The organism is Streptomyces sp. NPDC090022, assembly GCF_044748145.1.
Lineage (GTDB): Bacteria > Actinomycetota > Actinomycetes > Streptomycetales > Streptomycetaceae > Streptomyces.
This window is the reverse complement of sequence record NZ_JBIVFN010000016.1, coordinates 32,821-55,609: the sequence shown is the minus strand read 5'-3', so window position 1 is coordinate 55,609 and position 22,789 is coordinate 32,821. Positions and strand designations below refer to the sequence as shown.

The 22,789-nt window shown below is 71.0% G+C and carries 24 protein-coding genes and 3 pseudogenes; 17 read left to right on the top strand and 10 right to left on the bottom strand.

Features of this window, described 5'->3' with window-relative positions; translation table 11 throughout:
* Positions 1-48: 48 nt before the first annotated feature.
* The 4 genes from ACIPXB_RS25035 (at position 49) to ACIPXB_RS25020 (ending at position 4,018) form a co-directional block, all read left to right on the top strand.
* Entirely contained in the window at positions 49-1,236 is a 1,188-nt protein-coding gene (locus ACIPXB_RS25035) for a lycopene cyclase family protein (RefSeq protein ID WP_401453521.1), read from the top strand.
* Positions 1,237-1,268: 32 nt separating this feature from the next.
* Positions 1,269-1,988: a class I SAM-dependent methyltransferase gene (locus tag ACIPXB_RS25030; protein WP_401453519.1), complete on the top strand. Its 720-nt coding sequence runs from the start codon at positions 1,269-1,271 to the stop codon at positions 1,986-1,988.
* The gene (locus ACIPXB_RS25025; protein WP_401453517.1) at positions 1,985-3,541 is read left to right on the top strand and encodes an FAD-dependent oxidoreductase; all 1,557 of its coding nucleotides are present in this window, start codon (positions 1,985-1,987) and stop codon (positions 3,539-3,541) included. The genes ACIPXB_RS25030 and ACIPXB_RS25025 overlap by 4 nt, the downstream gene beginning before the upstream one ends.
* 78 nt (positions 3,542-3,619) lie before the next feature.
* On the top strand, positions 3,620-4,018 hold the full coding sequence (locus tag ACIPXB_RS25020; protein WP_401453515.1) for a hypothetical protein: 399 nt from the start codon (positions 3,620-3,622) through the stop codon (positions 4,016-4,018).
* 171 nt (positions 4,019-4,189) lie between these two features.
* Here ACIPXB_RS25020 and ACIPXB_RS25015 read toward each other — a convergent pair whose 3' ends face one another.
* A complete protein-coding gene (locus ACIPXB_RS25015) occupies positions 4,190-4,921 on the bottom strand; it encodes an SDR family oxidoreductase (RefSeq protein ID WP_401453513.1) in 732 nt (243 codons plus the stop codon).
* Positions 4,922-5,016: 95 nt separating this feature from the next.
* On the opposite strand from ACIPXB_RS25015, the gene ACIPXB_RS25010 reads away from it, so the two are divergent.
* Positions 5,017-5,868 (top strand): LysR family transcriptional regulator, encoded by an 852-nt coding sequence (locus tag ACIPXB_RS25010; RefSeq protein ID WP_401453511.1) that lies wholly within the window; start codon positions 5,017-5,019, stop codon positions 5,866-5,868.
* 78 nt (positions 5,869-5,946) lie between these two features.
* On the opposite strand, the gene ACIPXB_RS25005 is transcribed toward ACIPXB_RS25010, so the two are convergent.
* Positions 5,947-6,177, bottom strand: coding sequence for a hypothetical protein (locus tag ACIPXB_RS25005; RefSeq protein WP_401453509.1), 231 nt, complete (start codon positions 6,175-6,177; stop codon positions 5,947-5,949).
* Positions 6,178-6,365: 188 nt separating this feature from the next.
* Here ACIPXB_RS25005 and ACIPXB_RS25000 point away from each other — a divergent pair, with 188 nt between their 5' ends.
* Entirely contained in the window at positions 6,366-6,527 is a 162-nt protein-coding gene (locus ACIPXB_RS25000) for a hypothetical protein (protein WP_401453507.1), read from the top strand.
* 360 nt (positions 6,528-6,887) lie between these two features.
* Complete coding sequence (locus ACIPXB_RS24995; protein ID WP_401453505.1) at positions 6,888-8,276, top strand: CoA transferase; 1,389 nt, start codon at positions 6,888-6,890, stop codon at positions 8,274-8,276.
* 185 nt (positions 8,277-8,461) lie between these two features.
* Here ACIPXB_RS24995 and ACIPXB_RS24990 read toward each other — a convergent pair whose 3' ends face one another.
* Together ACIPXB_RS24990 and ACIPXB_RS24985 are read right to left on the bottom strand one after the other, a co-directional pair.
* On the bottom strand, positions 8,462-8,689 hold the full coding sequence (locus ACIPXB_RS24990; RefSeq protein WP_401453503.1) for a hypothetical protein: 228 nt from the start codon (positions 8,687-8,689) through the stop codon (positions 8,462-8,464).
* Positions 8,689-9,678, bottom strand: a complete 990-nt coding sequence (locus ACIPXB_RS24985) for a GyrI-like domain-containing protein (protein ID WP_401453501.1) — start codon at positions 9,676-9,678, stop codon at positions 8,689-8,691. Before ACIPXB_RS24985 ends, ACIPXB_RS24990 begins: the two co-directional genes overlap by 1 nt.
* Before the next feature lie 148 nt (positions 9,679-9,826).
* On the opposite strand from ACIPXB_RS24985, the pseudogene ACIPXB_RS24980 reads away from it, so the two are divergent.
* Positions 9,827-10,264: pseudogene (locus ACIPXB_RS24980) on the top strand (serine hydrolase domain-containing protein); the annotation flags it as partial.
* 303 nt (positions 10,265-10,567) lie between these two features.
* A complete protein-coding gene (locus ACIPXB_RS24975) occupies positions 10,568-10,948 on the top strand; it encodes an RICIN domain-containing protein (RefSeq protein ID WP_401453499.1) in 381 nt (126 codons plus the stop codon).
* Positions 10,949-11,064: 116 nt separating this feature from the next.
* On the opposite strand, the gene ACIPXB_RS24970 is transcribed toward ACIPXB_RS24975, so the two are convergent.
* The gene (locus ACIPXB_RS24970; protein ID WP_401453497.1) at positions 11,065-11,760 is read right to left on the bottom strand and encodes a hypothetical protein; all 696 of its coding nucleotides are present in this window, start codon (positions 11,758-11,760) and stop codon (positions 11,065-11,067) included.
* Between the two features lie 821 nt (positions 11,761-12,581).
* Here ACIPXB_RS24970 and ACIPXB_RS24965 point away from each other — a divergent pair.
* Positions 12,582-12,842: pseudogene (locus ACIPXB_RS24965) on the top strand (transposase); the annotation flags it as partial.
* A gap of 365 nt (positions 12,843-13,207) precedes the next feature.
* Here the strand turns inward: ACIPXB_RS24965 and ACIPXB_RS24960 are convergent.
* On the bottom strand, positions 13,208-13,855 hold the full coding sequence (locus tag ACIPXB_RS24960; RefSeq protein ID WP_401453495.1) for a TetR/AcrR family transcriptional regulator: 648 nt from the start codon (positions 13,853-13,855) through the stop codon (positions 13,208-13,210).
* A 91-nt stretch (positions 13,856-13,946) separates the two neighbouring features.
* Here ACIPXB_RS24960 and ACIPXB_RS24955 point away from each other — a divergent pair, with 91 nt between their 5' ends.
* The 4 genes from ACIPXB_RS24955 (at position 13,947) to ACIPXB_RS24940 (ending at position 16,638) form a co-directional block, all read left to right on the top strand.
* Entirely contained in the window at positions 13,947-14,372 is a 426-nt protein-coding gene (locus ACIPXB_RS24955) for a DUF4345 domain-containing protein (protein ID WP_401453494.1), read from the top strand.
* Between the two features lie 268 nt (positions 14,373-14,640).
* Complete coding sequence (locus tag ACIPXB_RS24950; protein WP_401453492.1) at positions 14,641-15,342, top strand: RHS repeat-associated core domain-containing protein; 702 nt, start codon at positions 14,641-14,643, stop codon at positions 15,340-15,342.
* Positions 15,339-16,013 carry a histone-like nucleoid-structuring protein Lsr2 gene (locus ACIPXB_RS24945; protein WP_401453490.1) on the top strand — a complete coding sequence of 225 codons (675 nt, stop codon included), beginning with the start codon at positions 15,339-15,341 and terminating at the stop codon, positions 16,011-16,013. The genes ACIPXB_RS24950 and ACIPXB_RS24945 overlap by 4 nt, the downstream gene beginning before the upstream one ends.
* A gap of 142 nt (positions 16,014-16,155) precedes the next feature.
* Positions 16,156-16,638 carry an immunity 49 family protein gene (locus ACIPXB_RS24940; RefSeq protein WP_401453711.1) on the top strand — a complete coding sequence of 161 codons (483 nt, stop codon included), beginning with the start codon at positions 16,156-16,158 and terminating at the stop codon, positions 16,636-16,638.
* A 455-nt stretch (positions 16,639-17,093) separates the two neighbouring features.
* Here ACIPXB_RS24940 and ACIPXB_RS24935 read toward each other — a convergent pair.
* A pseudogene (locus tag ACIPXB_RS24935) lies at positions 17,094-17,375 on the bottom strand (Hint domain-containing protein); the annotation flags it as partial.
* A 130-nt stretch (positions 17,376-17,505) separates the two neighbouring features.
* Complete coding sequence (locus tag ACIPXB_RS24930; protein ID WP_401453710.1) at positions 17,506-18,000, bottom strand: RHS repeat-associated core domain-containing protein; 495 nt, start codon at positions 17,998-18,000, stop codon at positions 17,506-17,508.
* A 445-nt stretch (positions 18,001-18,445) separates the two neighbouring features.
* On the opposite strand from ACIPXB_RS24930, the gene ACIPXB_RS24925 reads away from it, so the two are divergent.
* Complete coding sequence (locus tag ACIPXB_RS24925) at positions 18,446-19,273, top strand: ATP-grasp domain-containing protein (protein WP_401453709.1); 828 nt, start codon at positions 18,446-18,448, stop codon at positions 19,271-19,273.
* A gap of 183 nt (positions 19,274-19,456) precedes the next feature.
* On the opposite strand, the gene ACIPXB_RS24920 is transcribed toward ACIPXB_RS24925, so the two are convergent.
* Positions 19,457-20,128, bottom strand: coding sequence for a hypothetical protein (locus ACIPXB_RS24920; protein WP_401453721.1), 672 nt, complete (start codon positions 20,126-20,128; stop codon positions 19,457-19,459).
* Here ACIPXB_RS24920 and ACIPXB_RS24915 point away from each other — a divergent pair.
* Positions 20,064-20,606 (top strand): helix-turn-helix transcriptional regulator, encoded by a 543-nt coding sequence (locus ACIPXB_RS24915; protein ID WP_401453708.1) that lies wholly within the window; start codon positions 20,064-20,066, stop codon positions 20,604-20,606. The two genes, ACIPXB_RS24920 and ACIPXB_RS24915, sit on opposite strands and share 65 nt — an antisense overlap.
* Before the next feature lie 620 nt (positions 20,607-21,226).
* Here the strand turns inward: ACIPXB_RS24915 and ACIPXB_RS24910 are convergent.
* A complete protein-coding gene (locus ACIPXB_RS24910; RefSeq protein ID WP_401453488.1) occupies positions 21,227-21,811 on the bottom strand; it encodes a DinB family protein in 585 nt (194 codons plus the stop codon).
* Between the two features lie 594 nt (positions 21,812-22,405).
* Between ACIPXB_RS24910 and ACIPXB_RS24905 the strand changes: the two genes are divergently transcribed.
* The gene (locus tag ACIPXB_RS24905) at positions 22,406-22,732 is read left to right on the top strand and encodes a hypothetical protein (protein WP_401453486.1); all 327 of its coding nucleotides are present in this window, start codon (positions 22,406-22,408) and stop codon (positions 22,730-22,732) included.
* Positions 22,733-22,789: the final 57 nt, after the last annotated feature.

Here is a 22,789-nt window from a genome sequence, read left to right as displayed (position 1 = left end):
GGGAACTCCTGCACGTACGCGGGCGGACCGGGAACGGAGGCGGCAGCCGTGCTGAAGGCGGACGTGGCGGTCATCGGAGCGGGAGCCTCCGGGCTGTCGCTGGTCCACCGGCTCAGCGGACACGTTCCCGGGGCCCTGACTCCCTCCGTGGTCCTCATCGACGCTCCGCCCGGCCCGAAGCGCCCGGGCCCGCGCACCTGGTGCTTCTGGGAGCCGGGCCGCGGCCGCTTCGATGCCGCGGTGCGAGCCCGATGGGAGCACCTGCGCGTGCGGCCGGCCGCCGGCCCCGCGGTCGACGCGGACATCGCGCCGCTGCGGTACAAGATGATCCGCTCCGACGACTTCGAATCGCTGGTCACCCGGAACCTCGCCCGCAGCCCCAACGTCCGGCGCCTCGAGGCGACGGCCGACAGCGTCGAGGAGACCCCCGCCGGCGCCGTGGTGCTGATGACCCCACCCGGCGGCCCGGCCCGCGCCCTGCACGCACGCTGGGTGTTCGACTCCCGCCCCCTCGGAAGCCTCCCGGCCGCACGCACCACCCTGCTGCAGCACTTCCACGGCTGGTTCGTCCGCACCGCCCGCCCGGCGTTCGACCCCGGGACCGCCGACCTGATGGACTTCCGGACACCCCAGCCCACCTCCGGACTCTCCTTCGGCTACGTCCTGCCCACCAGCCCCCACGAAGCCCTCGTGGAGTACACGGAGTTCTCCCCGCGCGTCCTGACGGCGAGCGGCTACGAGACGGCACTGCGGCACTACGCCGAGGACGTCCTGGCCCTCGGCGACATGGAGATCGTCGCGACCGAGACCGGCGTGATCCCCATGACGGACGCTCCCCTGCAACGGCGGGTCGGCACGTCGGTGTTCCGGATCGGTGCCGCCGGCGGTGCGACCCGCCCGTCCACGGGATACACCTTCGCCGGGCTCCAGCGCCAGACCCGCGCCGTGGCCGCCGCCCTGCGTCAGGGCCGCCGCCCGGAGCCCCCGGCCGCGCACTCCGTACGGGCCCGGGCGATGGACGCCGTCCTGCTGCGCGCCCTGGCCAGCGGCCGCGTCGACGGCCCGGACCTGTTCTGCCGACTGTTCACCCGGGTGCCGGCGACCCGGCTGCTGCGCTTCCTCGACGGACGCACGAACCTGTTCGAGGACCTCGCAGTCGGCCGGCACGCCCCGGCCGGCCCCATGCTCCGCTCGGCCGTCGAGCTGCCCTGCCTGCCCCGCCGTGCCTCCACCTGACCCCCTCCCCCGCCAACAGTTCTGGAGACCGTATGACCCTGCTGCGCGACGAGGACCTCGCCGCCGCGTTCGACCACGCGTCCCGCAGTTACGACGCCCTGGTGGCCGCGAACCCCGGCTACCACGCGCACCTGCGTCGCTCGGTGCGCCGCCTCGGCCTACCGGGCCACGGGGAGGGGCTCCGCGTGCTGGACCTCGGCTGCGGCACCGGAGCTTCCACCGCCGCCATCCGCACCGTCCTTCCGGGTGCCGGGATCACGGCCGTGGACGCCTCGGCGGGCATGCTGGCCCGAGCCGCCGTCAAGCCCTGGGCGGACCGCGTGCGCTTCGTCCACGCGCCCGCCGAGCACCTGGCGGACGCGGGCGTCGACGGGCCGTTCGACGCGGTGTTCGCCGCCTACCTCTTCCGCAACCTCTCCGACCCCGACGCCGTCCTGCGCACCGTCCGCACCGTGCTCCGACCGGGCGGACGGCTCGGCGTCCACGAGTACAGCCTCAGCGGCCGCCGCACCGACCGGGCGGTGTGGACGCTGGTGTGCCGCGGCATCGTCCAGCCGGCTGCGGCCCTGCTGGGCGACGGGCCGTTGTACCGGCACCTGTGGCACAGCGTCGTCCACTTCGACCGGACCGACCGCTTCGTCGGCCGGATCCGCGGGGCGGGCTTCGAGCGGGTCCGCGCCCTGCCCCTGCCGGGCTGGCAGACGGGCATCACCCACACCTTCGTGGCCTCGCGCGCACAGGGTCCCCGATGACCCGGCCCGCGCACCCCCGGTCCGCCGCGCGCCGCGGACGGGACCGGCGCGCCCGTATCCTGCCCGCCCACCCAGGGACCCGGTACGCCACCGGCCGGCACACGGTCGCCGTGGTCGGCGGGGGGATCGCCGGCCTCGCCGCCGCCACCGCACTGGCCGAACGCGGAGTGGCGGTGACGGTGTACGAGCGCGAGCCGTACCTGGGCGGCCGGGCGGGCGGCTGGCCGACCCGGCTGCGCGACGGCAGCGCGGTGACGATGAGCCGTGGCTTCCACGCATTCTTCCGGCAGTACTACAACCTGCGGGGCCTGCTGCGGCGAACCGATCCCACCTTGGAACGTCTGTCCGGAATGCCCGACTATCCGCTGCTGCACGCCGACGGGCTGCGCGACAGCTTCCGGCGCGTGCCCCGCACCCCACCGTGGAGTGCTCTCGCCTTCGCGGCGCTCAGCCCCTCCTTCCGGATGCGGGACCTGCCCGCCATGGATCCGCTCCGCGCCCTGCCGCTGCTCGACGTCCGCGTCCCCGACGTGTACCACCGCCTCGACGACACCAGCGCCCACGACTTCCTGGAGGCCATCCGCTTCCCGCCGCACGCCCGCCATCTGGCGTTCGAGGTGTTCTCCCGGAGCTTCTTCGCCGACCCGCGACAGCTGTCGGCGGCCGAGATGGCCCTGATGTTCCACATCTACTTCCTCGGCTCCGCCGAGGGCCTGCTGTTCGACGTTCCCCGCTCGCCCTATCCGGCGGCGCTGTGGGACCCCCTGGCCGGATACCTGGACCGGCACGGCGCCCGCGTGCGGACCAGCAGTCCCGTCGAACACGTCGCACCGGTCCCCGGCGGCGGGTTCGAAGTCGGCGGGCAGGACGACGAGCACAGGTACGACGCCGTGGTCCTCGCCCTGGACGCCACCGGACTGAGCTCTTTGGCCGCCCGCTCGGAGCGGCTGGGCGACCCCGCCTGGCGGCAGCGCGCGGCGCGCCTGCAACCCGCCCCGCCCTTTCTGGTGACGCGGCTGTGGCTGGACCGGCCCGTCGCTCCCCACCGACCCGGCTTCCTCGGCACCAGCGGATTCGGCGGCCTCGACAACATCAGCGTCCTGGACCGCTGGGAGGACGAGTCCGCCCGCTGGGCGGCACGCACCGAGGGATCCGTCGTCGAACTCCACGCCTACGCGGTGGACCCGCACGCCGCACGCACCGCCCAGCAACGGCACCTCGTCGAGCAGCTCCACCGCGTGTACCCGGAGACCCGCGGCGCCGTCGTCGTCGACGCCCGCCACGAATGGCGGCAGGACTGCCCGCTGTTCCCCGTGGGCGGCTACGCCGACCGCCCCACCGTCCACACCTCCGACCCCGGCCTTGTGGTGGCCGGCGACTGCGTCCGCACCGGCCTCCCGGTCGCACTGATGGAACGGGCGGCCACGACGGGCTTCCTGGCCGCGAACGCCCTCCTGAAGCGCTGGGGCATCCGGGGACAGGCCTTGTGGACCGTCCCGGACCGGGGCCGAGGCACCGTACTGCGTACGGCGGCCGCGTGGGCGAGGTGCTGACCGACCGGGATCGGCCGGGGCCGGGGGGCACCCGCGTGGGAAACAGCCGGTCACGAGGCGGAGGTCGACTTCGGCGACGTGACGATCCGCCTCGCCGGCGAGTTGGTGACCTGCTACCTGTTCTCCTTCCGCCTGTCGTATTCGGGCAAGGCCGTCCATCGCGTGTTCGCGTCCTGCGGGCAGGAGGCGTTCTTCGAAGGGCACGTCCACGCGCTGCGGACGCTGGGCGGTATCCCTCGGAGCAAGGTCCGCTCCGACAACCTCAAGGCCGCCGTCGCGCGGGTGCTCGGACTGAGCCGGGCCAGGGTGGAGGCCGACCGGTGGATCGCGTTCAAGTCGCACTACCGACCTGGGTTTCGGTGGCGCAGCGGTCGCGCTACTTGTCACCAGATGGTCGACCCTGTTGCCACCTGCTCCGAGTTTTGGGCCCAGTTGTCACCGAGCGCATGGAGATTCGGCAGGTCGGAGGATTGGTGAACAGCAGTGAGGTCTTGCGATGCGGATCCCCGGGTCACGGTTGTCGGAGCCGGTAGCGGTGCGGGGCGTTGCCCCGGGCACCGGAGCGTTGGCAGGGACGGCCACCACGGCTCTGTTCGAGATGCGCGGGCGCAGCGGCATCAGCCTGGCGGGTGATGGCCGCCGTGCACATCACCAGGGCACTACGCCGGCGTCGTCGAAGAACTGTCCGGTGGGGCCGTCGTCGGGCAGGGTCGCGAGTTTGATGGCGATCGCCGCGCCCTGTTCGGGGGTGCGCACGCCGCGGAAGCCGTTGAGGTCGGTGGCGACGTAGCCGGGGCAGCCGGTGTTGATCAGGATGTCCGTGCCGCTCAGCTCCCGGGCGTACTGGAGGGTGACGGCGTTCAGGAACGTCTTCGACGGCGCGTACGCCGCGGACACCGGACCTGCCGTCTGCTCGGCGGCGGGTCCTGACTGCCTGGTGAGGGAGCCGACGATGCTGGAGATGTTCACGATCCGTGGTGCGGCGGAGCGGCGCAGCAGCGGCAGCATCGCGTTGGTGACGCGGATGACGCCGATCACGTTGGTGTCCACGACCGTGTGGATGGTGGCGGGGTCGATCCGGGTGGGCTCCTGTGGCATGTCGCCTGCGATGGCGGCGTTGTTGACGAGCACGTCGAGGCGTCCGGCCTGTTCGTCGATCAGCCGTGCGGCGGCGGTCGCGCTCGCGTCGTCGGTCACGTCCAGCGGTACGGCGAACGCGTCGATGCCGGCGGTGCGCAGTCTCTCCACCGCGGCGCTTCGGCGCTGGTCGTCGCGGGCGCCGACGCCGACGCTCCAGCCGAGGGTGCCCAGGCCTGCGGCGATCTCGTAGCCGATTCCCTTGTTCGCGCCGGTGACCAGCGCGATCGTCCGTTCAGTCATAGGGACGATGCTGCCTTCGGGCCTCGGCGGGCGTCCAAGACCAATCGGGTGCACAGCGATACCGTCAGGGTATTGATCCGGGATAGCGTGGCCGGATGGAGACCCGGGAACTGCGGTATTTCGTCGCTGTCGCTGAAGAGCTGCACTTCGGGCGTGCCGCGCGTCGGCTCGGGATCGCCCAGCCACCGTTGTCACGGGCGATCCAGCGGCTCGAACGCCGGCTCGGGGCAGTGCTGTTGGATCGCACCAGTCGCACTGTCACGCTGACCGAGGCCGGCTCGGTGCTGTTGGTCGAGGGCCGGGCGGCTCTCGAAGCGGTCGAGGCCGCCGAGCGTCGGACCCGCCGCGCCGCCCTTGCCGTGACCGGCCGCCCCGGCCTGGTCCTGGTCACGAAGGCCAGCGCGTCCAGGGAACTGCTGGCGAGACTGCTGGAGGCGTACGCCGCCGAACCCGGCGCGGTCCCCGTCGACGTCATCCTGTGCGGTCCGGCCGAGCAGGAGCGACTCCTGCGCGAGGGCCGGGCCGACGTGGCGCTGCTGCACCGGCCGTTCGACTCGACGGCCGGATTCCACACCGAAGAGCTCAGCACGGAGAGTCAGGTTGCGGTCCTGCCGGCCGGGCATCCGCTCACCGCTCGGGCCCATGTGCACATGGCCGACATCACCGGGCTGCCGGGCCTGCCCCTCCCGCGCTGGCCCGACCCCGACGGCACTTACCCGCCCGGCCCCGGCCCGCAGGTCCGCGACCATGCGCAGTTGTTGCAGCTCGTCGCGCTCGGCCGTGCCTGTGCGGTCTCACCGGAGTCGTGCCGGGCCCAACTGCACAGTGACCTCGCCGCCGTGCCCGTGCTGGACGCGCCGACAGTCACCACCGTGATCGCCTGGCCACCGCACAGCCGGTCCAGAGCCGTCGCCGACCTCATCCGGACTGCGACACGTCTCCAGTAGCTCCCGCCCGCCCGGCCAGGCTCCACCCGTCGTGGCCCGGCTCAGGCGGCAGATCGCGGCGGGTGCACGCGGCTGGTGTCAGTCCGCGCGACCAGGTGACAGCGGTGATACCCGTCCGGATCCGCCCTTCAGCCCGAAGGGCGGTGCGTCCTGGGGTGCGTCGTTCACCGACCAGGAACCGTTCCACTCGACGTTCCACATCTCGCCGTGGGAGTTCTCGAACTCCACGAAACCCCCCGAGGCGCCGTCGAGGAGCCCGAGCTCCTTCAGCAGGACGTCGTGCGTGGTGAACCCACGGGACGGCCCCACGCTGCCTCCACCGGTCCGCGTGTTCTCGTACCGCATACGCAGGTACGGAACCGGCGGCCCACTTCTCGGATCCCTCTCGCTCGATCGCGACGGTGTGTTGATCACACCCGTCTACGATGTTCAAGATCACGGAGGGGGGAGCCATGAGGCTGGTGTGGCTGGCGTGGTTGGCAGACCAGGGGGGCGGGTTGGGGTACAGCAACGGCGCGTTGCGGGGCCTGGTGGGCACGGCCGCCGTGTTGCTCACCGCAGCACTCATCGCCTCCGCACTGCGGCACTGGCGAGTTGCTGCGATGACCACTGCGGGGGTGCTCACGGCCGCCGGGATCGGCTGGCTGGCCACCCACTGAGGTCGGGGGAAGTCAGGGTGCAAGGCCCGGGGAGCACGGCCGCCTGGACCGTGGATGGGAAGCCTGCCGCCTACGCCCACGCCCTGCGGGGTGGGCGGGCCGCTGTTGCGTGGAGTGACCTCGATGTCACGTGTGCGGAATTGGGCAAGGACGGGGAGCGGTGGCGGAGGCTGATGCTGATGCTGCCGCCGATGGACCATTCCGCAGACATTGCGCGTTTGATGCCGTCCTCCCGGCGGACCGTTCCCCCCCCCCAGCCGCGCGTGCGACGGAAGTTTCCGGTTCGGGGTCAAGCCAGGTCCCGGGTGCGTGGCGCCCGGTACCCTTCCCCCAGGTGGCACTCAGTGCCATAGTGTAGGGGTGAGCTCTCCAATCTTCGCAGGTACGTCGCAGGCTTGGGCGGCACTGGGTGCCGATTCTTCTCTGCTCGACCGGGTGTCCTACGGCGGTCCGTCCGGAGGACTGCCGGCGCGGCTGCCCGTCATGGAGCTGGCGAGGGCCACCGTCGCGGTGTGCTCGCTGGCGGCCGCCGAGCTCACTTCGGTACGCACGGGGCGGCCCGTGCCCCGGGTGCGGATCGACGACGAGTCGGTCGCGACGGCGTTCCTCAGCGACCGGCTGATGCGGGTCGACGGGCAGGCGTGGTCGACCTTCGCGCCGCTGTCCCGGTTCTGGCGGGCGGCCGATGGATGGGTCCGTACGCACGCCAATTACCCGCACCATCGGGCCCGATTGCTCGCCGCTCTCGGGGTGCCGGGGGACGCCGGCGAGGAGGCGGTGGACGCGGTGGCCGGGGCGATCGCGGGGCGTACCGCGCTGGAGGTGGAGGAGACCGTGTACGCGGCGGGCGGTCTGGCCGTCGCGGCACGCGGCCCCGAGGAGTGGGCCAAGAGCGAGCAGGGGGTCCTGGTCGCGGAGCAGCCGCTGCTGACGACGGCGCGCGTCGACGACGCCCCGAACCGGGTGCTCGGTGCCGCCGCGCTGCCGTGCGCAGGGCTGCGCGTCCTGGATCTGACCCGGGTGCTCGCCGGGCCGGTCGCCACCCGAACGCTGGCGCTGCTCGGGGCGGACGTGCTGCGGATCGACGCCCCACAGCTGCCGGAGAGTCAGGAAGCCCACAACGACACGGGGATCGGGAAACGCTCGACCACCCTGGACCTGGGTGACGCCACCGGCCGCCGGGTCTTCGAGGAGCTGCTCGACGAGGCGCACGTGGTGGTCACCGGTTACCGGCCGGGCGCGCTGGACCGGTTCGGGCTGACGCCCGAGGCGCTCGCCGGGCGCCGTCCGGGTCTCGTGATCGCCCAGCTGTCCGCGTGGGGCCGTTACGGGCCGTGGCACGAGCGGCGCGGCTTCGACAGCCTGGTCCAAGTGGCCACCGGCATCGCCGAACTGGAGGGCTCGCCGGACTCGCCCGGCGCCCTGCCCGCCCAGGCGCTCGACCACGGCACCGGCTATCTGCTGGCGGCCGGGGTGCTGCGGGCGCTCACCGAGCAGCACCGCACGGGCGGCACCCGGCTGGTCCGTCTGGCCCTGGCGCAGACCGCGCACTGGCTGGTCCACGGCCTGGCCCCCGCTCCGGGCGAGGATACGGGCTTCGACGCCGGTCGCCGGCTGACCGAGACCGACAGCCCCATGGGCCGGCTGCGGCACGCGCTGCCGCCGGTGTCGTACGAGGGAGGCCCGGTGAACTGGGCACGCCCGCCGGGCCTGTGGGGCACGGACGCCGCGGTCTGGAGCGGCGCCTGACGAAAACCTTCGCGGCGGTCCGCCCGTCGGACCGATGCGTCCGTGCCCTGCCTCGGGGATGAATGGAACCGTGGTGGGCGCTGAGATCGATCACGGTGCGGGCTTGGTGGCCGTTTCATGGGCGGCCGCCCGGGAAACACCCTCGGGCGCGTAGGGGGTGGTGCCCCTGCTCTCCCTGGTGGTGGTCAGTGGTTCTGGGTCATGTGGGCCAGGGTCTGGGTGGCGCTGTCGGGGGCGAAGGCGCTGTCGATGCCTTCGGCCGCTCCTTCGGCGGCTTCGCTGGAGCGGGGCAGGAGGATGTTCTCGTAAGCGGTGATCGCGTCGTCGGTGGTGGGGTGCTCGATGAGGGCGGAGGCGAGGTCGGCGCCGTCGCGCAGGGCGAGGTTGGCACCCGTGCCGGAGAACGGGGACATCAGGTGGGCGGCGTCGCCGACGAGGGTGACGCCCGGGGTGTGGGGCCAGGTGTGCGGGACGGGCAGGGCGTAGAGGGGCCGATTGACGTAGCCGGTGTCGGTGTCGGTGATGAAGCCGAGCAGGTCGTCGCTCCAGCCGGCGGGATCCACAGCTGAGAGTCGGTCTCGGCGCCGATCTCCACCGGCTGCGTCCGCAGGAGCTCGGGACCTGTCCGGCTCGTGTACGGGTTCGAGGGGAACCACTGCGTGAACACGTCTCGCCACAGCTCCTGGAGGGCGCTCGGATAGGGCCCGTGGTTGTCGAAGACCGCCCAGGTCCCGGCCGGTACGTCGAGGGCGTCGAGCTCCTCGGCGGCGACCCCGGGACTGGTCACCACGCCGACCCAGTAGTCCGCCTCGGCGCCCTCTTCCCGGCTGTCGGTCAGGTACACCACCGCCGACAGGATCCCGTCCGGCTCCTGGCCGGCCAGTTCCTTCATCCGCACGATCGCCTGCTCCTCCAGGCTGTCCACATGCGCCGCGGCGGCCGCGTTGACCCCCTCGTGCACGAGCGGGAGCCGGGCCTTCCTGCCGACGACCCGGAACGACTCCTTCTGCACGATCCGGTAGTGCATGGTCGTACTCCCTTCGACGACGACACGGAAGGACATGCGCGGCTGCGCCGTGAGCACCGCACCCGTGCGCCGGGCCTCTCCCGGCCCGATGCCGTGCACCGAACGGAATGCCCGGGCGAACGCCTCGCCCGAGCCGTACCCGAACCGCACCGCGACATCGAGCAGCGTCAGCTCTCCGGCCAGCACCTCGGCACCGGCGAGCGTCATGCCTCGCCGCCGCACGTAGACCGGCAGCGGCATCCCGGCGAGCGCGGAGAACAGCCGCCGGAAGTGGTACTCCGACACCGCGGCGATCCGGGCGACCTCGGCGATGTCGACCTCCCGGCCGAGGCAGGCCTCGAGGTGGTCCAGCGCTTGGTTCAGCCGCTCCAGCACGCGTATCCGTCCTTTCTTCCTGCATCTCCACACAGGAACGCCCACCCGGCACAACAGCCGCGGGAGAGATCCGATCGCGCTCCGCCCGACAGAACCGGTGCGGGAATTGTCGGGCACGAAACCCTGGCGTCGCATGAGGCTTACGCCCATGACTGACGTCAAGGGGTTCTGCGAGCCGCGGTTCGAGGCAGTCCGGGCGGCCCTGGCGGCCTTGCTCGACAAGGACGACGTGGGTGCCTCGGCGGCCGTGTACGTCGACGGCGAGCCGGTGGTCGATATCTGGGGCGGGTACGCCGATGCGGACCGCTCCGTCAGCTGGGGGCGCGACACCCTCACCGGGGTGAACTCGACGACCAAGAACATGACCGCCCTGTGCGCGCTGATCCTTGCCGACCGAGGGGAGCTCGACCTGTCTGCGCCGGTCGCCGCCTACTGGCCCGAGTTCGCCGCGGCCGGTAAGGAGAACGTGCTGGTGCGGCACGTTCTGTCGCACACCGCGGGGTTGCCGGACCTGTCCGGGCCGACGGCGGTCGAGGACCTCTACGACTGGGAGAGCGTGACGGCAGGGCTGGCCGCGCAGGCACCCTGCCCACCACGCGGCACCCCCGTACCCCGCGCCACCCTGGACGCGGCAGCCCACCGCACGATCGCCCAGGAACAGCAGTGGGGCACGGGCCACCCCGCCCAGTCCCCACCCCGTCCCCTCCCCCGAGCCCACGTCCCCGTCGACCTCCTCCAGGGCCGTCACCCGAAGGCCCGCCGATGAGCCCCGCCGGGACCTGGCGCCGCACGCGTGCGCGCAGTTTCGTTTCCCCGGTGAACCGGCTGACGCGGTCGGGTGAGCAGGGCGTGCGAAGGTGCTGGTTCCCCAGCCCCTTCCGCTACACCCGTGTACGTGATCAAAAACTGGATGCGGGCTCCTCCCGCGCTGACCCTGACCGTTCTGCCGTTGCTCACCGCCGCGCGGGCCTCCCCCGCCGCGAACAGCGGCCCGTCCTTCCCCCCGACCGCGCTCTCCCGGGCCGGCGATTTCGAGATCCACAGTGGCCTCCATGGCAAATGCCTGGCCTCCAACGGCGACAACGTCGAGGTGCAGGCCTGCCGCGGCACGGGCAACCAGCTCTGGTGCTGGCACGGCCGCACGCTGCGCAACCGGGCGGAACTGCACTGTCTCGACGTACGCAACGGCGAGCCCAACGCCCCGGCGCAGGCAGTCGGCGACTGCCACGGTCAGGCGAACCAGCGCTGGGACGTACCCATACCGGCCTGACCACGCACGGGTGCGGGCCGTCGTACGCACCGGACCACGGCAGGCACGACGGCTCCCGCCGGCTACGCAGGTCACACGCAGAAGCGGTTGTCGCCGGTCCATGGGAACGACCGGATCTAAGCGAGCACCCACTGAGGAGGATGTCCGGGGTTGGCCGGGCAGGTGAATACGTGCAGGTCCAGGTCCCGGCCGAAGCGGAGCCGAGTGGGTTGGGAAACGGACACACCGCCCCGGATCGAGGCTTTCCCCCGCAGGGACGGGCCGCGGTCCTCCAGGGGCACCCAGCTGTGCGAGCCGGCGTCCATCTCGCAGCCCCCGGCGGTCAGCAGTAGCCGCATCGGGGTCGCGCAGGACGCGCAGTCGACGGCCGTCGGGCCCGTCGACGCCCAGCTCGGAAAGCCGCCGACCCGCCAGCCGGGCGGGATCGACAAGTCGCCCTGGTAGCTGGGGGCGTCGCAGCCGTGTTCCGCTGCCTGCGCGTCGTCCCAGGTGTCGATGAGGGCGATCAGCGAGGCGGGGAGCGTGTCGTCCTCTGCCCAGGGATAGGTGTCCACCTCTTCGGGGTGCAGGACACAGGGCTCGGGAAGTTCGTGTTCCCATCGGAGCATGGGTACTTCGGGCGGGGTGGCGAGGAAGCGTTCCGCGCGCTCGGTCTCTGCGGCCTGCCGCCACCGCAGGTGGTAGCGGCGCTCCAGGTGGGGACCGTGGGCGAACGGGCACCGGAAGATCTGTACGAGGTCCGCATCGTCGGGCCCGGCAGCCAGCCCGGGTACGTCCCGGTCGAAGAACTGGGCGAGCCCCACGAAGGGCACTGGTCTGTCGTTTCCAGGGGGGCCGGCGTCGGGCCACGGCCGGCTCGGCGGCCATGTGTCCGCGGCCCGGGCGCTGCGTATCTCTTGCGGCCTGTACCCCTCGGTTTCGCGCTGGTGCGGCTCGTGGCAGAGCGGCCAGGGTTCACCGTCCGGCCACAGCATCGGCCCGCCGACATGGCTGTCGTGCATGCCGGGCCGCCCTGGCCTGGGGTGCAGGCGGGTCGTCCGGCCCCGGTGGGCCGCCAGTTCCGGAAACACGGCCTCCACGGACACCGGTCTGGCCGGCGTGGTCCTCGTCATGCGCGGACCGTACCTGGCTGGGGAAATCCCATGCGAATGGATTGGCGCCTCCGGCCGAGCCGGCCTGATGGCAGGCACGCTCTGACCGGATCGTCCGCCGTCCAGATGGTCGCGGCAAGGGTGAGTTCGTATCTCTCGGCAGCCAGTCCCATCGTGTGAGACTCAGCCACAGAAGAAGCGCCCAAGTGAGAGCCGCACACGCCATGCGGTGCACGGGAGCCACTCCGCACCACAGACGGCATCAGCCGCTGTGTCGTATCGCTCCTTGCCTTCCTCGCCGCTGAGGACGCGGTTCAGGCGGCCCGGGCCGGCACGCACCGAGTGAGGACTGATGCCGTCGCCGGCGAGGTCGAGTTCGCTCTGCATCTGGCCGAGGCAGTGACGCAACGGGGCACCCTCGACCCTGGCCCGTCGGACCCTCGTAGCGCGGCTGGGCACATGGCACTACCCGCTGCCGTCCCGCGTGCCCTCACAGCACGTCCACGACTGAGCACGCCCTGAGGTTCCCCCGAGATGCGGGGATGGGTGACAGAGGGTCAGATGGGTCTCATGAGAGGAGACCAGTCGATGCCTGCACCGAGGAAGTACCCGCTGAGTTGCGTGAGCGTGCGGTACGGATGTACCGGACGGCCGAGCCGAAGCCCGTGATCCGCCGTATGGCCGAGGAGCTCGGCGTGCACCACGAGGCCCTGCGCAACTGGATCCGGCAGGCCGAGGCCGACGCCGGCGAGCGAGGCGACATGCTCACCACCGCAGAGCGGGAAGAGCTTGCCGCCCTGCGGAAGGAGAATGCCCCTGGGACACTGGTCGACGACGAGGATCCGTCGTACGGGCAACGGCCCGCGACCTGGCGGCCGCCGTCGACGGACACGTCTGCACGTCCTGCCGTCCCGTGTGACCTCCCCCTGACCTATGAGGTGGTAAGCCCCACATGCCGGCGCTCTTCTTCCCCGCGGCCGGGCAGTTCCTGCGCCCGCTCCCAGAACTCCGCAGCCTCGGCCTTCATGGCTACCGGCGAGCTTCTGGATGAGGGACGTCACGTCGTCGTCGAGCTCGGTCTGCAGCCTGGCAGGCGGTCACATCTCAGGGTCTGCGCCGCGGCCCTACGGCGCCGCCGCGCTGTCTTCGGCCCCGGCTGCCACGCCCGTTACCCGTCGTTGCCCGCCGGGGCCACTCCGAGGCCAGTCCGGGGCCAGTCCGGGGCGGGGTCCTCGGGCAGGAGGGGGCGCAGGGCGCCGAGGATGGCACCGACGCAGACGTCGCGGAGTTCGGTGCGGGTGCAGGTCTCACGGGTGAGCCAGTCGACGCACAGGACCTGGACGAAGACCAGCCAGCTCCTCAGTACGCCGGACACCGCCTCGCGGGCGTCGTCGTCCGCGAGCGGGAGGACGGCCAGCAGCCGTGCGCGGAGCGCGTCCAGTTCGTTCGTCATGATCGTCTGGATCACCGGGTCGCCTGCGAGGACGCGGTTCGCGGCGAGCACGGCGTTGCGGTTCGCCACGAAGTAGTCGAGGTGCACGTCCATGCCCTGGATCAGCTGCTCCACCAGGGAGTCGGCGGGGTCCAGCCGGGTCTCGGCGAGCAGCTGGCAGGCCGCCTGCCGGTAGACGGCCGCGAAGAGGGCGTGCTTGCTCGGGAAGTGACGGTAGAGCAGGGCCCGGGAGACACCGGCCGCCACGGCGACCTCCTCCATCAGCACCTCGTCGTACGGGTGCGCGGCGAACAGCCGGGCGCCGACCGCCAGGAGCTGGGCGCGGCGGTCGGCGGGGGTGAGTCGGCGGCGGGGAGGCGGCATGACCGAAGTCTAGTTGACATGCGTCTACTAGCGCGGGACCGTAGTAGACGCACGTCAACTAGCGGTGCTCCGTGGCGGCTTGGAGGGAACTGTGGCCAGGGTTCTGCGCGTACTCACGCAGGTGACGGGCTGGGCCTGCGTGGCGATCGGCCTGCTCCACGTGGCGCTCGGCAACGCCGCGCTGCCCGGGGCCACCTCCGCGGGGGCGACCGTCGACAGCTGGGGCCGGTTCATGGGCGCCGCCTTCACCGGCTACGGCCTGGCCTGGCTGTGGGCGGCGCGCCAGCACCCGATCCCGGCGCGGGCGGTGCGCTGGCTGGCCGGTGTCCTCCTGCTCGGCGGCGTGGGCCGGCTGATCTCGCTCGCCGTGCACGGCTGGCCGCACGGGTTCCAGATCGCGCTGACCGTGATCGAGCTCGTCATGCCGCCGGTCTACTTCTGGCTGGCCGACGCGGAGGAGCGGGCGGCGGCTACAGGTGGCGGGGGCGGGCCAGGAACCGGAGCTGCTGCTCACTGAACGGCGGGCGGGACGACGTCCGGGGATGGCCGTACGCTCATACGGGCCCGACACCCCCTCCACCTTCGACGACTCCCTGTCGGCATGCCCCACATGTTCCAGGCCGAGGTACCCAAGACCGGCGACGTGCGGATGACCGTGGTGGGCCGGCAGGTGTTCGCCAGCCGTGTGCGGCGGACGGCGGTCTTCGGCTGATTCGACTTCGCCCTCACCGGCGACGGCGAGCGGGCGAGCACTGGACGGCCATTGAGTCCGCTCCGAACGAGCAGTGGGGCTGCGGACGCGCCGGCGCCACCCCGGGCAGAGCTTCGACGCCGAGACCGGGCTCCACTACAACCTCCACCGCTACTACGACCCCCACACCGGCCGCTACATCAGCCCCGACCCCCTGGGACTGGCGCCGTCGACCAACCCGTACGCCTACGTCCCCAACCCGTTCGTCCTCAGCGATCCGCTCGGGCTGGCCGGCTGTTCCCGCGACCACACCTGGGGCGGCAAGGTCGTCTTCAAACGCGACGAGCACGGCCGCCCCTACGAGATGCACGCCACCATCACGTTGGACATGCTCGACGAGGGCACCCACGCCAACAACAGCATCCGCCCGCCCGGGTTCGTGCACGGCACCGACCACAACCAGGCCCGCGCCCACATGCTCGCCCGTATGCTGGGTGGCACCGGCGATCATCCGGACAACCTGTTCACGCTCACCCAGAACCCGACGAACTCGCCCCACATGCGCGACCTGGAACAGATGATCTACAACGCCGTGGCCGGTGACCCCGCCAACAACGTCGCGGGACAGACCGTCCAGTACAGCGTCTACCTCGACTACACCGACGACCTGCCGGACTCGGTTCCCTCGCACGTCTTCATGCAGGCCGACGGCACCGACGGCTTCCGTATGGACACGGACTTCGCCAACCCCGACCACGCAGCCCAGCAGGACCGACGCCGACGAGGAATCCGGTGACCGACATCAACGCCCTGACCCGTCTGTGCGCGCCACCGGGCACCCCCATAAGCATCCGCTGGGAGCCGGTGGAAGCAGCCCTCGCCATGGCGCTCCCCACCGACTACAAGCTGCTCGCCGACACCTACGGACCGGGCCGGTTCAACGACTACCTCGCCGTCTTCCACCCTCACGGCGTCACCGAGTACGTCAACCTGACCGGCCCGATGCCCGCCCGTATCCGCGGGCAGCTGCGCGAACAGGCTCGCCGGGGCCTCATTCCGGTTCCGCACGACCCCGACACGTTGTTCGCGATCGGCTCCACCGACAACGGCGAGTACCTCTTCTGGGTCACCGACCCCGCCGACGACCCCGACCACTGGCGCGTCGCCGTCAACGAAGCCCGCGGCCCCGGCTGGTACACCTTCGACGGGAACCTGACCGCCTTCCTCACCACTGTCCTGTCCGGACAGACCCGCGTGCCCCTGTTCCCCCGCGGCCTCACCGACCGGACACCCGGCTTCACCCCCTCCCAGCCCGTCCTGGTGAAACCGCAGCCCTTCCAGGACCAGCCCCCCATCGACACCGCCGCACTCCGTGCATGGGCACGCGCCAACGGCTACGACGTCCCCCTGCGCGGACGCGTCCCGGCCCACATCCGCGCAGCGTGGGAAGAAGCCCACAAGGCCTGAGCCACGTCCAGGCTGCCGTTGTGCCGGACCACCAGCTCGGCGTCGACGACCGCCTCGAGACCGAGACCGAGACCGGCCGCGGCCCGGCCCCGCTCCGGCCCCGCTCCGGCTTGTCGGATCCCGCGTCTAGGCTGTCGCAGGAATCGATGCCGCGAACTGGCAGACGGCTGTTGACTTCGCCCTGATCACCGGCGTACGCGAGGACCTGGCCCCGCTGGTTCTCACCGGCCCCACCTTCGTCCGGCCGGACGGCTCCGCGTTCACCGCGTACCGCGAAGCCCTCCACGCCTACCTGAAGGGCGCCGAGCCCGAAGCGGCCGCGCAGCGGGCGCTGCAGGAAGCCGAGAAGGCCAAGGACCGGGGCTTCGCGATGCCGCCCGCCGTGCTGCTGTCGCAGCTGGTGGAGGGTGACGAGGAGAGCTTCAACCTCGCCCTGGCCGACGCGCTCGAGGCCCACCGCGCCTACTACGCGGTCGCCGACCGTGCCGACGGCCCGGATGTCTCCGTCGACCTCGACGTCCTCGCCCTGGCCTGCCACGCCCGCCGCCGCGGCTGGGCCATCCGCGTGGAGTCCCCCTACCTGCCGCAGTACATCCTGCGGGCTGCTGAACCCCTTCCAGGGTGACCCGATGGCAGGTAGCCGTTCAGATCCAATGACCGGTGAAAAGGATCAGCAAGATGACCAGCACGATGAAGGCGATGCCGCCGAGGCAGGACCATGCGAAGGCCTGCACTACGCGGCTCCCCTCCGGCCTGGGCGGAGGCGGAGGCGGAGGCCCCGGGTTGACGCGTCGGGGCGGCAGCGGGCCGGGCGGCGGGGCCTGGATGGACATGAAACCCCCATGAGCACAGGTGAGAACGACGTAACAGCAAGCGTGGGTAAGGGCATTGACCTCGGACGCTTGACCGGTAGCCTGACAGAAGAATTGAACATGTTCAACCCTTCTCGTCGAGGCGCCTCGGCCCTCCGCCCAGCCACGCCGGGGAAGCGGCCCGCCAATGCCGAGTGGCCCCACCGGACTACGGTGGGGCCACTCGGCGGCGTTCCCAGATCACTTGGCTTCGGATCGTTCGAGGATCAGGTCGAAGCTCGAATCGATCTCTTGATTCGTTCTCCGACGGGGACCAGAAGGGGTGCTCGTGGGTCGCCGTCAGCTTTTCGATGCCCGAGTGCGTGGCGATCGACAGCTCGTTGAAGTGCTTGTCGTCCTCCGTCTCGATGAGGCGGGTGACCTTCTGCGGAGCGGTCTCCCCCGTTTCCGGGTCGGTGGCCAGGACCGTGTCGCCGACCTCGACGTCCTCGATGTTCCTCGTCGACTCGTCGACCATCAGCACCTTCGTGCCGGCCAGGAAGCACTTACAGGTGGTCTTGGCCGCGTCGGCGATCCTGTCGAGTGACTTGGGCAGCTTGAGGAAGTCACCGAGCGGGAGGAACGCGGTGATTCCGGCCGCGACGCCGACCTTGTCGTCCTCGTCCGCCGCGCGCTTCACGTCATAGGCGTCGCAGCCCGACCCGAGGACCGGGATGAACCAGCAGCCGAGGATCAGCAGCTCCTTCACGACCTCCGGGTTGCCCTGGTCCTTCATGCATTCCGGGCAGGCGGGATAACCGCCGGAGTAGCCGCCGGTACAGGCCTTTTCCCGCTCCTTCACCTTCACCGGTGCGGCCGGGCCGTTGACCAGCTCGTACTGGGGCTTGCCCGTGGAGCAGCCGCCCGTGCCCATGGCGTAGTAGCAGGTCTGCTTTCCAGGTGTGACCTGGATGTGGGACCTGCCCTCCTTGATGTCCTTGTAGAGGCGGACGCCGCGTCCGGGGGCGCTCTGCCTCCAGCATCGGGTCCACGCTGACGAAACGGCCGGTGGTGGGGTCGTACTCGCGGGCGCCGATGTGGGTCAGGCCAGTGGCGTCGATGGTGCCGCCGACGAAGCCCTTGGTGCCGGCCCACTTGGCGGACTGGGTGCCGCGCGGTACGCCGAACGGGGTCATGCGGCGGTGCTCGACCGCCCCGGTCGCCGCGTCCACCGACAGCATGCCGGTGTTGTGGTGGTCGAAACGGAGGGAGCGGAAGCCGCGATCCGGATGCCGGACGCTGACCGCCCGCCAAGTCCGGCACCGAGCAGGGATTCTTTACCCTTTGTTGACCAATCGGTGCGTCACTTGGTCCAGATGTCCAGCAGCTGGTTGCCGCACGGAGGTTGTCGGGTGAGTCCGTATCGCCCTTCGTCGATGCCCCGCCGACGCAGGAGGTCGCCAACAAAAAGGGAGGAGTTCTGGGCGAAAGCGCCGCCCTTCTCGTCGTACGCCTTCGCCTTGCCGGGAACGTCCGTCGCCGGGGACACCGTCGCGCGCAGGTGCGGCGGGTGAAGAACTTCTCTGGTATGGGCGCCCGAACCCTGTGGACTGTTCGGCCGAATCGGTGGCATCGTCAGTGATCGTGACGGATCACGGATTCCTGGCGTTGGCGCCGCAATACACCACGACATCCGAACTGCTCTCGACGTCGGCGCTTCGGCGGGGCATGGATGTGGAAGTACTTCCTGCCCACGGCGGTGCGGGCACCGCCATGGGCAGGCATGGTGGCCACTACTATGGCGGACCCGCTTTCGCGGCACGCGTCGTGGATGCCCTTGAGGTCGCACTCTTGCAGCCATCTGACGACTGGCTGGCCACATTGCCGTACGAGTACACCGGACGGTGCATCACCATGGCGACCCTGGGCGAGGCGCGCCGGCTGTCCCGCCCGGCCTTCGTCAAGCCGCCCAGTGACAAGAGCTTCCCGGCCGCGGTCTACGCCGGCGGTCGTTGCCTCCCGAGCGGGCCGGAGCTGTCGCTGGACGTGCCGGTGCAGATCAGCGACGTGGTGACCTGGGCGGCGGAATTTCGGCTGTACGTCCTGGACGGCGAGGTCCGCACGGGTTCGCAGTACGCCACCTTCGGCCGTCTCGACGCCGAGCCGCTGGACGGGCACCGCTACGAAGACGCCGTCCTGGGATTCGCGGGCGATCTCCTGACCACGAGCGGCGATGGCTTGCCCAGTGCGGTGGTGGTGGACATCGGACTCCTGACCACACCTGAGCACGGCGCGGCCGGCCACTGGGCGGTGGTCGAAGCGAACATGGCGTGGTTCAGCAATTGCTATGCCGCGGATCCTGACCGGGCCCTGGACGTCGTCCTGCGCTCAGCTGGTCCGCGCCGACAGCTGGCCGAGCGAGACCGCCGGTTCTGCCGGAACATCGAGGACGCTCACCTGGCCGACTGAAGCCGGCTGAAATGCGGGAGCGGTCGGCCCCGCCAGGTGAGGCGTAGTACAGCGGGGTCCGGAGTCGCTGAAACTCCCCACCCTGTGCGCACCCGGTCCCCGGAGCCGCTCGGGCAGTTCCCCGGTCTGAGGTCTGCTTGCCTCTCGCGAGCCAGGAGGAGAACGAATCGGCCATGCCGCTTCTCACTCGCGGAAAAGCACCGCGTGGTCCGCGAGCCAGTCACGGAAGGAACGCGGCGGACGTCCCGTGACCCTCAGGACCGTGTCCGTGACCTGCTCCGGCCGGCCGATGTGGTCGGCCATGAACCGGAGGGCGCCGTCGGCGACCGCGTTCGGCCAGCCGGCAGCGAGCATCTCGGCGCGGGCGGTGGGGCGCGGAAGTTCGTGCCATCGAAGAGGGCGGCCGAGGACGTCGGCGAGGGTGCGGAGCTGCTCGGACTGACTGGGCGAGGACGGGCCGGTGAGGTCGTAGGCACGGCCGTCGTGTCCGTCCTCGATGAGGGCGTGCACGGCGACGGCGGCGATGTCGCGCTCGTCGATCAGATTCAGACAGGCTTCGCCGCCGAAAGCGCGGACCACGCCCGTACTGCGGACGGCCTCGGCCCAGCGCAGTGTGTTCGAGATGAAGCCGTGCGGGCGGAGGAAGGTGTGGGGGGCGCCGGAGGCCGCGATCAGCGCTTCGAGACGGGCGTCCGGGCGACCGGGGGACTCGGGACCCCGGCCGGGGACGTCGCGTACGGCCGCGGAGGACAGGAAACGACACCCCGACCTCCGCGCCGCCGTCGACCTCCTGCGCGGCGAACTGGACTCGCCCCGGCCGGGCACGGACGCCGCCGTCCCGGCTCTCCTCGGCATGCTCCTGCTGTTCGCCCTCCGGGCCTGGGCCGAGCTCCGCCCATCCGAGGGCCATACCAGCGGCTGGGCCGCCGCGCTCGCCGACCCTGTCGTACGCCGCGCCCTGGACGCCGTCCATCGCGCACCGCACCATGCCTGGACCGTCCAGTCGCTCGCCGACCATGCCGGCCTCTCCCGTGCCGCGTTCGCCCGCCGCTTCACCGCCCTCGTCGGCCGGCCCCCGCTCGCGTACCTCACCTGGTGGCGCCTGACCACCGCCGCCCGCCTCCTCCGCACCACGGACGCCCCGCTCCATTCAGTCGCCGGCCGCGTCGGCTACGGCTCGGAGTACGCCTTCGCCCACGCCTTCAAGCGCCAGTTCGGCAGCGCGCCCGGGTACTACCGCCGCGCGGAACAGGCAGCCGCACGGCCCACAGTTCCCAGCGGGCTTCCCGACGTCGTTCCACTCGACGGGGCCCCGGAATTGACTTCCAGCTGAGGCACACGGTCAGTCAACGGCCGCGCCGACCTGACGATCGGCGGCCACTCCGGTCTGTACCGCAGCGGTGATCGTCTCGGCTGAGTCTGTCGAGGCAGTGCAGCCCGTCGGCGTGCCGGGCGTCTTGGGCGACCGGCTGATCAGCCGGCGAGGAGAGCGGGTCGGGCAACACCCGCAACGACACCTGTTCGAAGTCCGTCGTGACCGGGGTCGGACCGGTCATGCTCGACGTGCCGCAGGACCGGTAGGCGGCCATGAGCCATAGGTCGCCAAGAAGCACCAGCGGCGGATACCGGTGTCGATCGGATGGTGCTCCCGCCGTCCGCCGGCTCCGCAATCACGGGCAAGGTGATCGGCCTCGCGGTGATCGCCCTCCTGAGCCGCAGGCTCACCCGAGAGTCGGCGTGGGGCCACGCTGACCCGCGCGTCCTCGCCCCTCATGTCCTGCGGCCAACGGTCATCGATGACACCCGCTCAGCCGGCTGCACCGGCCACCGCCGCAGCGCCCGTCCACACGCATCGCACTCCACGACCTGATCCTCAAACGCCTCCGTGCGTGACCCCAATTTGCGCTGACGCCGCGCGACTTGCCGAACACCCAGGGCAGGAGGAAACGCCCTTCAGGTCGTGATGGGTGCGGCCGACCTGGCAGCCTGCTCGATCTTCGCGCAGTAGGCCGCACGGGCTTCCTCGTCGATCTGCTGCTCGTTCTCGGCGCGTACCCCGGTCCGGCCGTCAACGCCCTCGCGCAGGATGTCGGCGTGCCCGGCATGCCGGATGGACTCGCCGAGGACATGGACCATGACGGCGAACAGGTTCGTGTTGGGATAAGGCTCCGGCCACCACGGCACATGGCCGGGGGCGTCGAGCGGAAGCTCGTTGATCGTCGTGTCCGAGTGCTCCCACGTGCGCCGGTAGAACCCGACGATCTGATCGCGCGTCTCGTCCCCGGTCGCCCACAGATCGCTGCCGTCGGAGTCCTGCCACCGGGGCAGCGGCTCCGGGGAAGGGCGCTCGAAGACCTCACCGAAGTACCTGGCCTCGACGGTGGCCACGTGTTTGACCAGGCCGAGGAGGTTGGTCCCGGTCGCCGTCAACGGTCGGCGGGCGTCGTATTCGGACAAGCCGTCGAGTTTCCAGAGCAGCGCCTCGCGGTCCCGCCGCAGTCTCCCGTGCAGGCTGCCTTTCGCGAATTCATCGATCATGCGGCACGAGCCTGCCATGGGCTGCTCACGGCCTCAAGATCCCGTACCTGGTCCGCAACGACTGAACGAGCCGGGGCCCGGCCGTAGCCGCCGCCTGACCTGCTACAAGCAGCCTGCGAAACTTGCCATTTGAGTCAACCTCTCAACCCCCTGACGGAGTACCTGAGGTGGGTCGCGGGGCGTGCGTACAACGCCAAAGCGAGCACGGAGCCTGGGACGCCATCCGAGTCACGCTCGACGCGACCGGCGAGTACGCGCATGCCACGTATGTCAGCGAGCTTCGCTTCACCGGCGTGGGGGTCCAGGCATTGCTGCTCAGTGGTTTCCTGACGTCTCGGCCAACCTCAGCATCGCCAGGGTGAGCCTTCGCGATCTAGGAGCTGTCCGGCCGATCAGGTGACTGCTCCGTCTCGGACTCGTCGATATCAGTTCCGCCTCGGGCCACGGCTGTCCGAACCTCGGATCGCAGCGTTCGAGTTCGAGCGCGCCATCGCTCTACCCGGTCCGTACCGGCAGTTCCTCCAGCATGTCGGCGGCTCGGGAGCGGGCCCCTTCTACGGCCTCATGCCGCTGAGGAAGTGCACCGTTCTTGTCATGCAGCCCAGCCTGGGTGCCGGTGCCCCGCGTGGATTCGAGGTGGCGGGCGTCGGGAAGGAAGGCGACCTGTTCCTCCACGTCATCGCGATGGGGTGTACGGACGTCTGCGTCGTGGGCCTCACGGGCCCCCTTACCGGCCGCGTCGTGACCGGCAACAGCGACGGGGGCTGGGGACCCGATGTCTCATCGGCCGACGACTTCCTCGCCTGGTACGAGCGATGGCTCGACCACATGACCGCCGGACTGGACAACCCTGCTCTGGAACTCCCCTCACCGCATCTCCGCAGCCACCCATATCGCCATCGGCCGGCTCCGAGGATCTGACTGTCCGTAGCCGCGCCACAGAGGTTGCTCCAGAACCAGCTCGGGTCGCTTACGCCT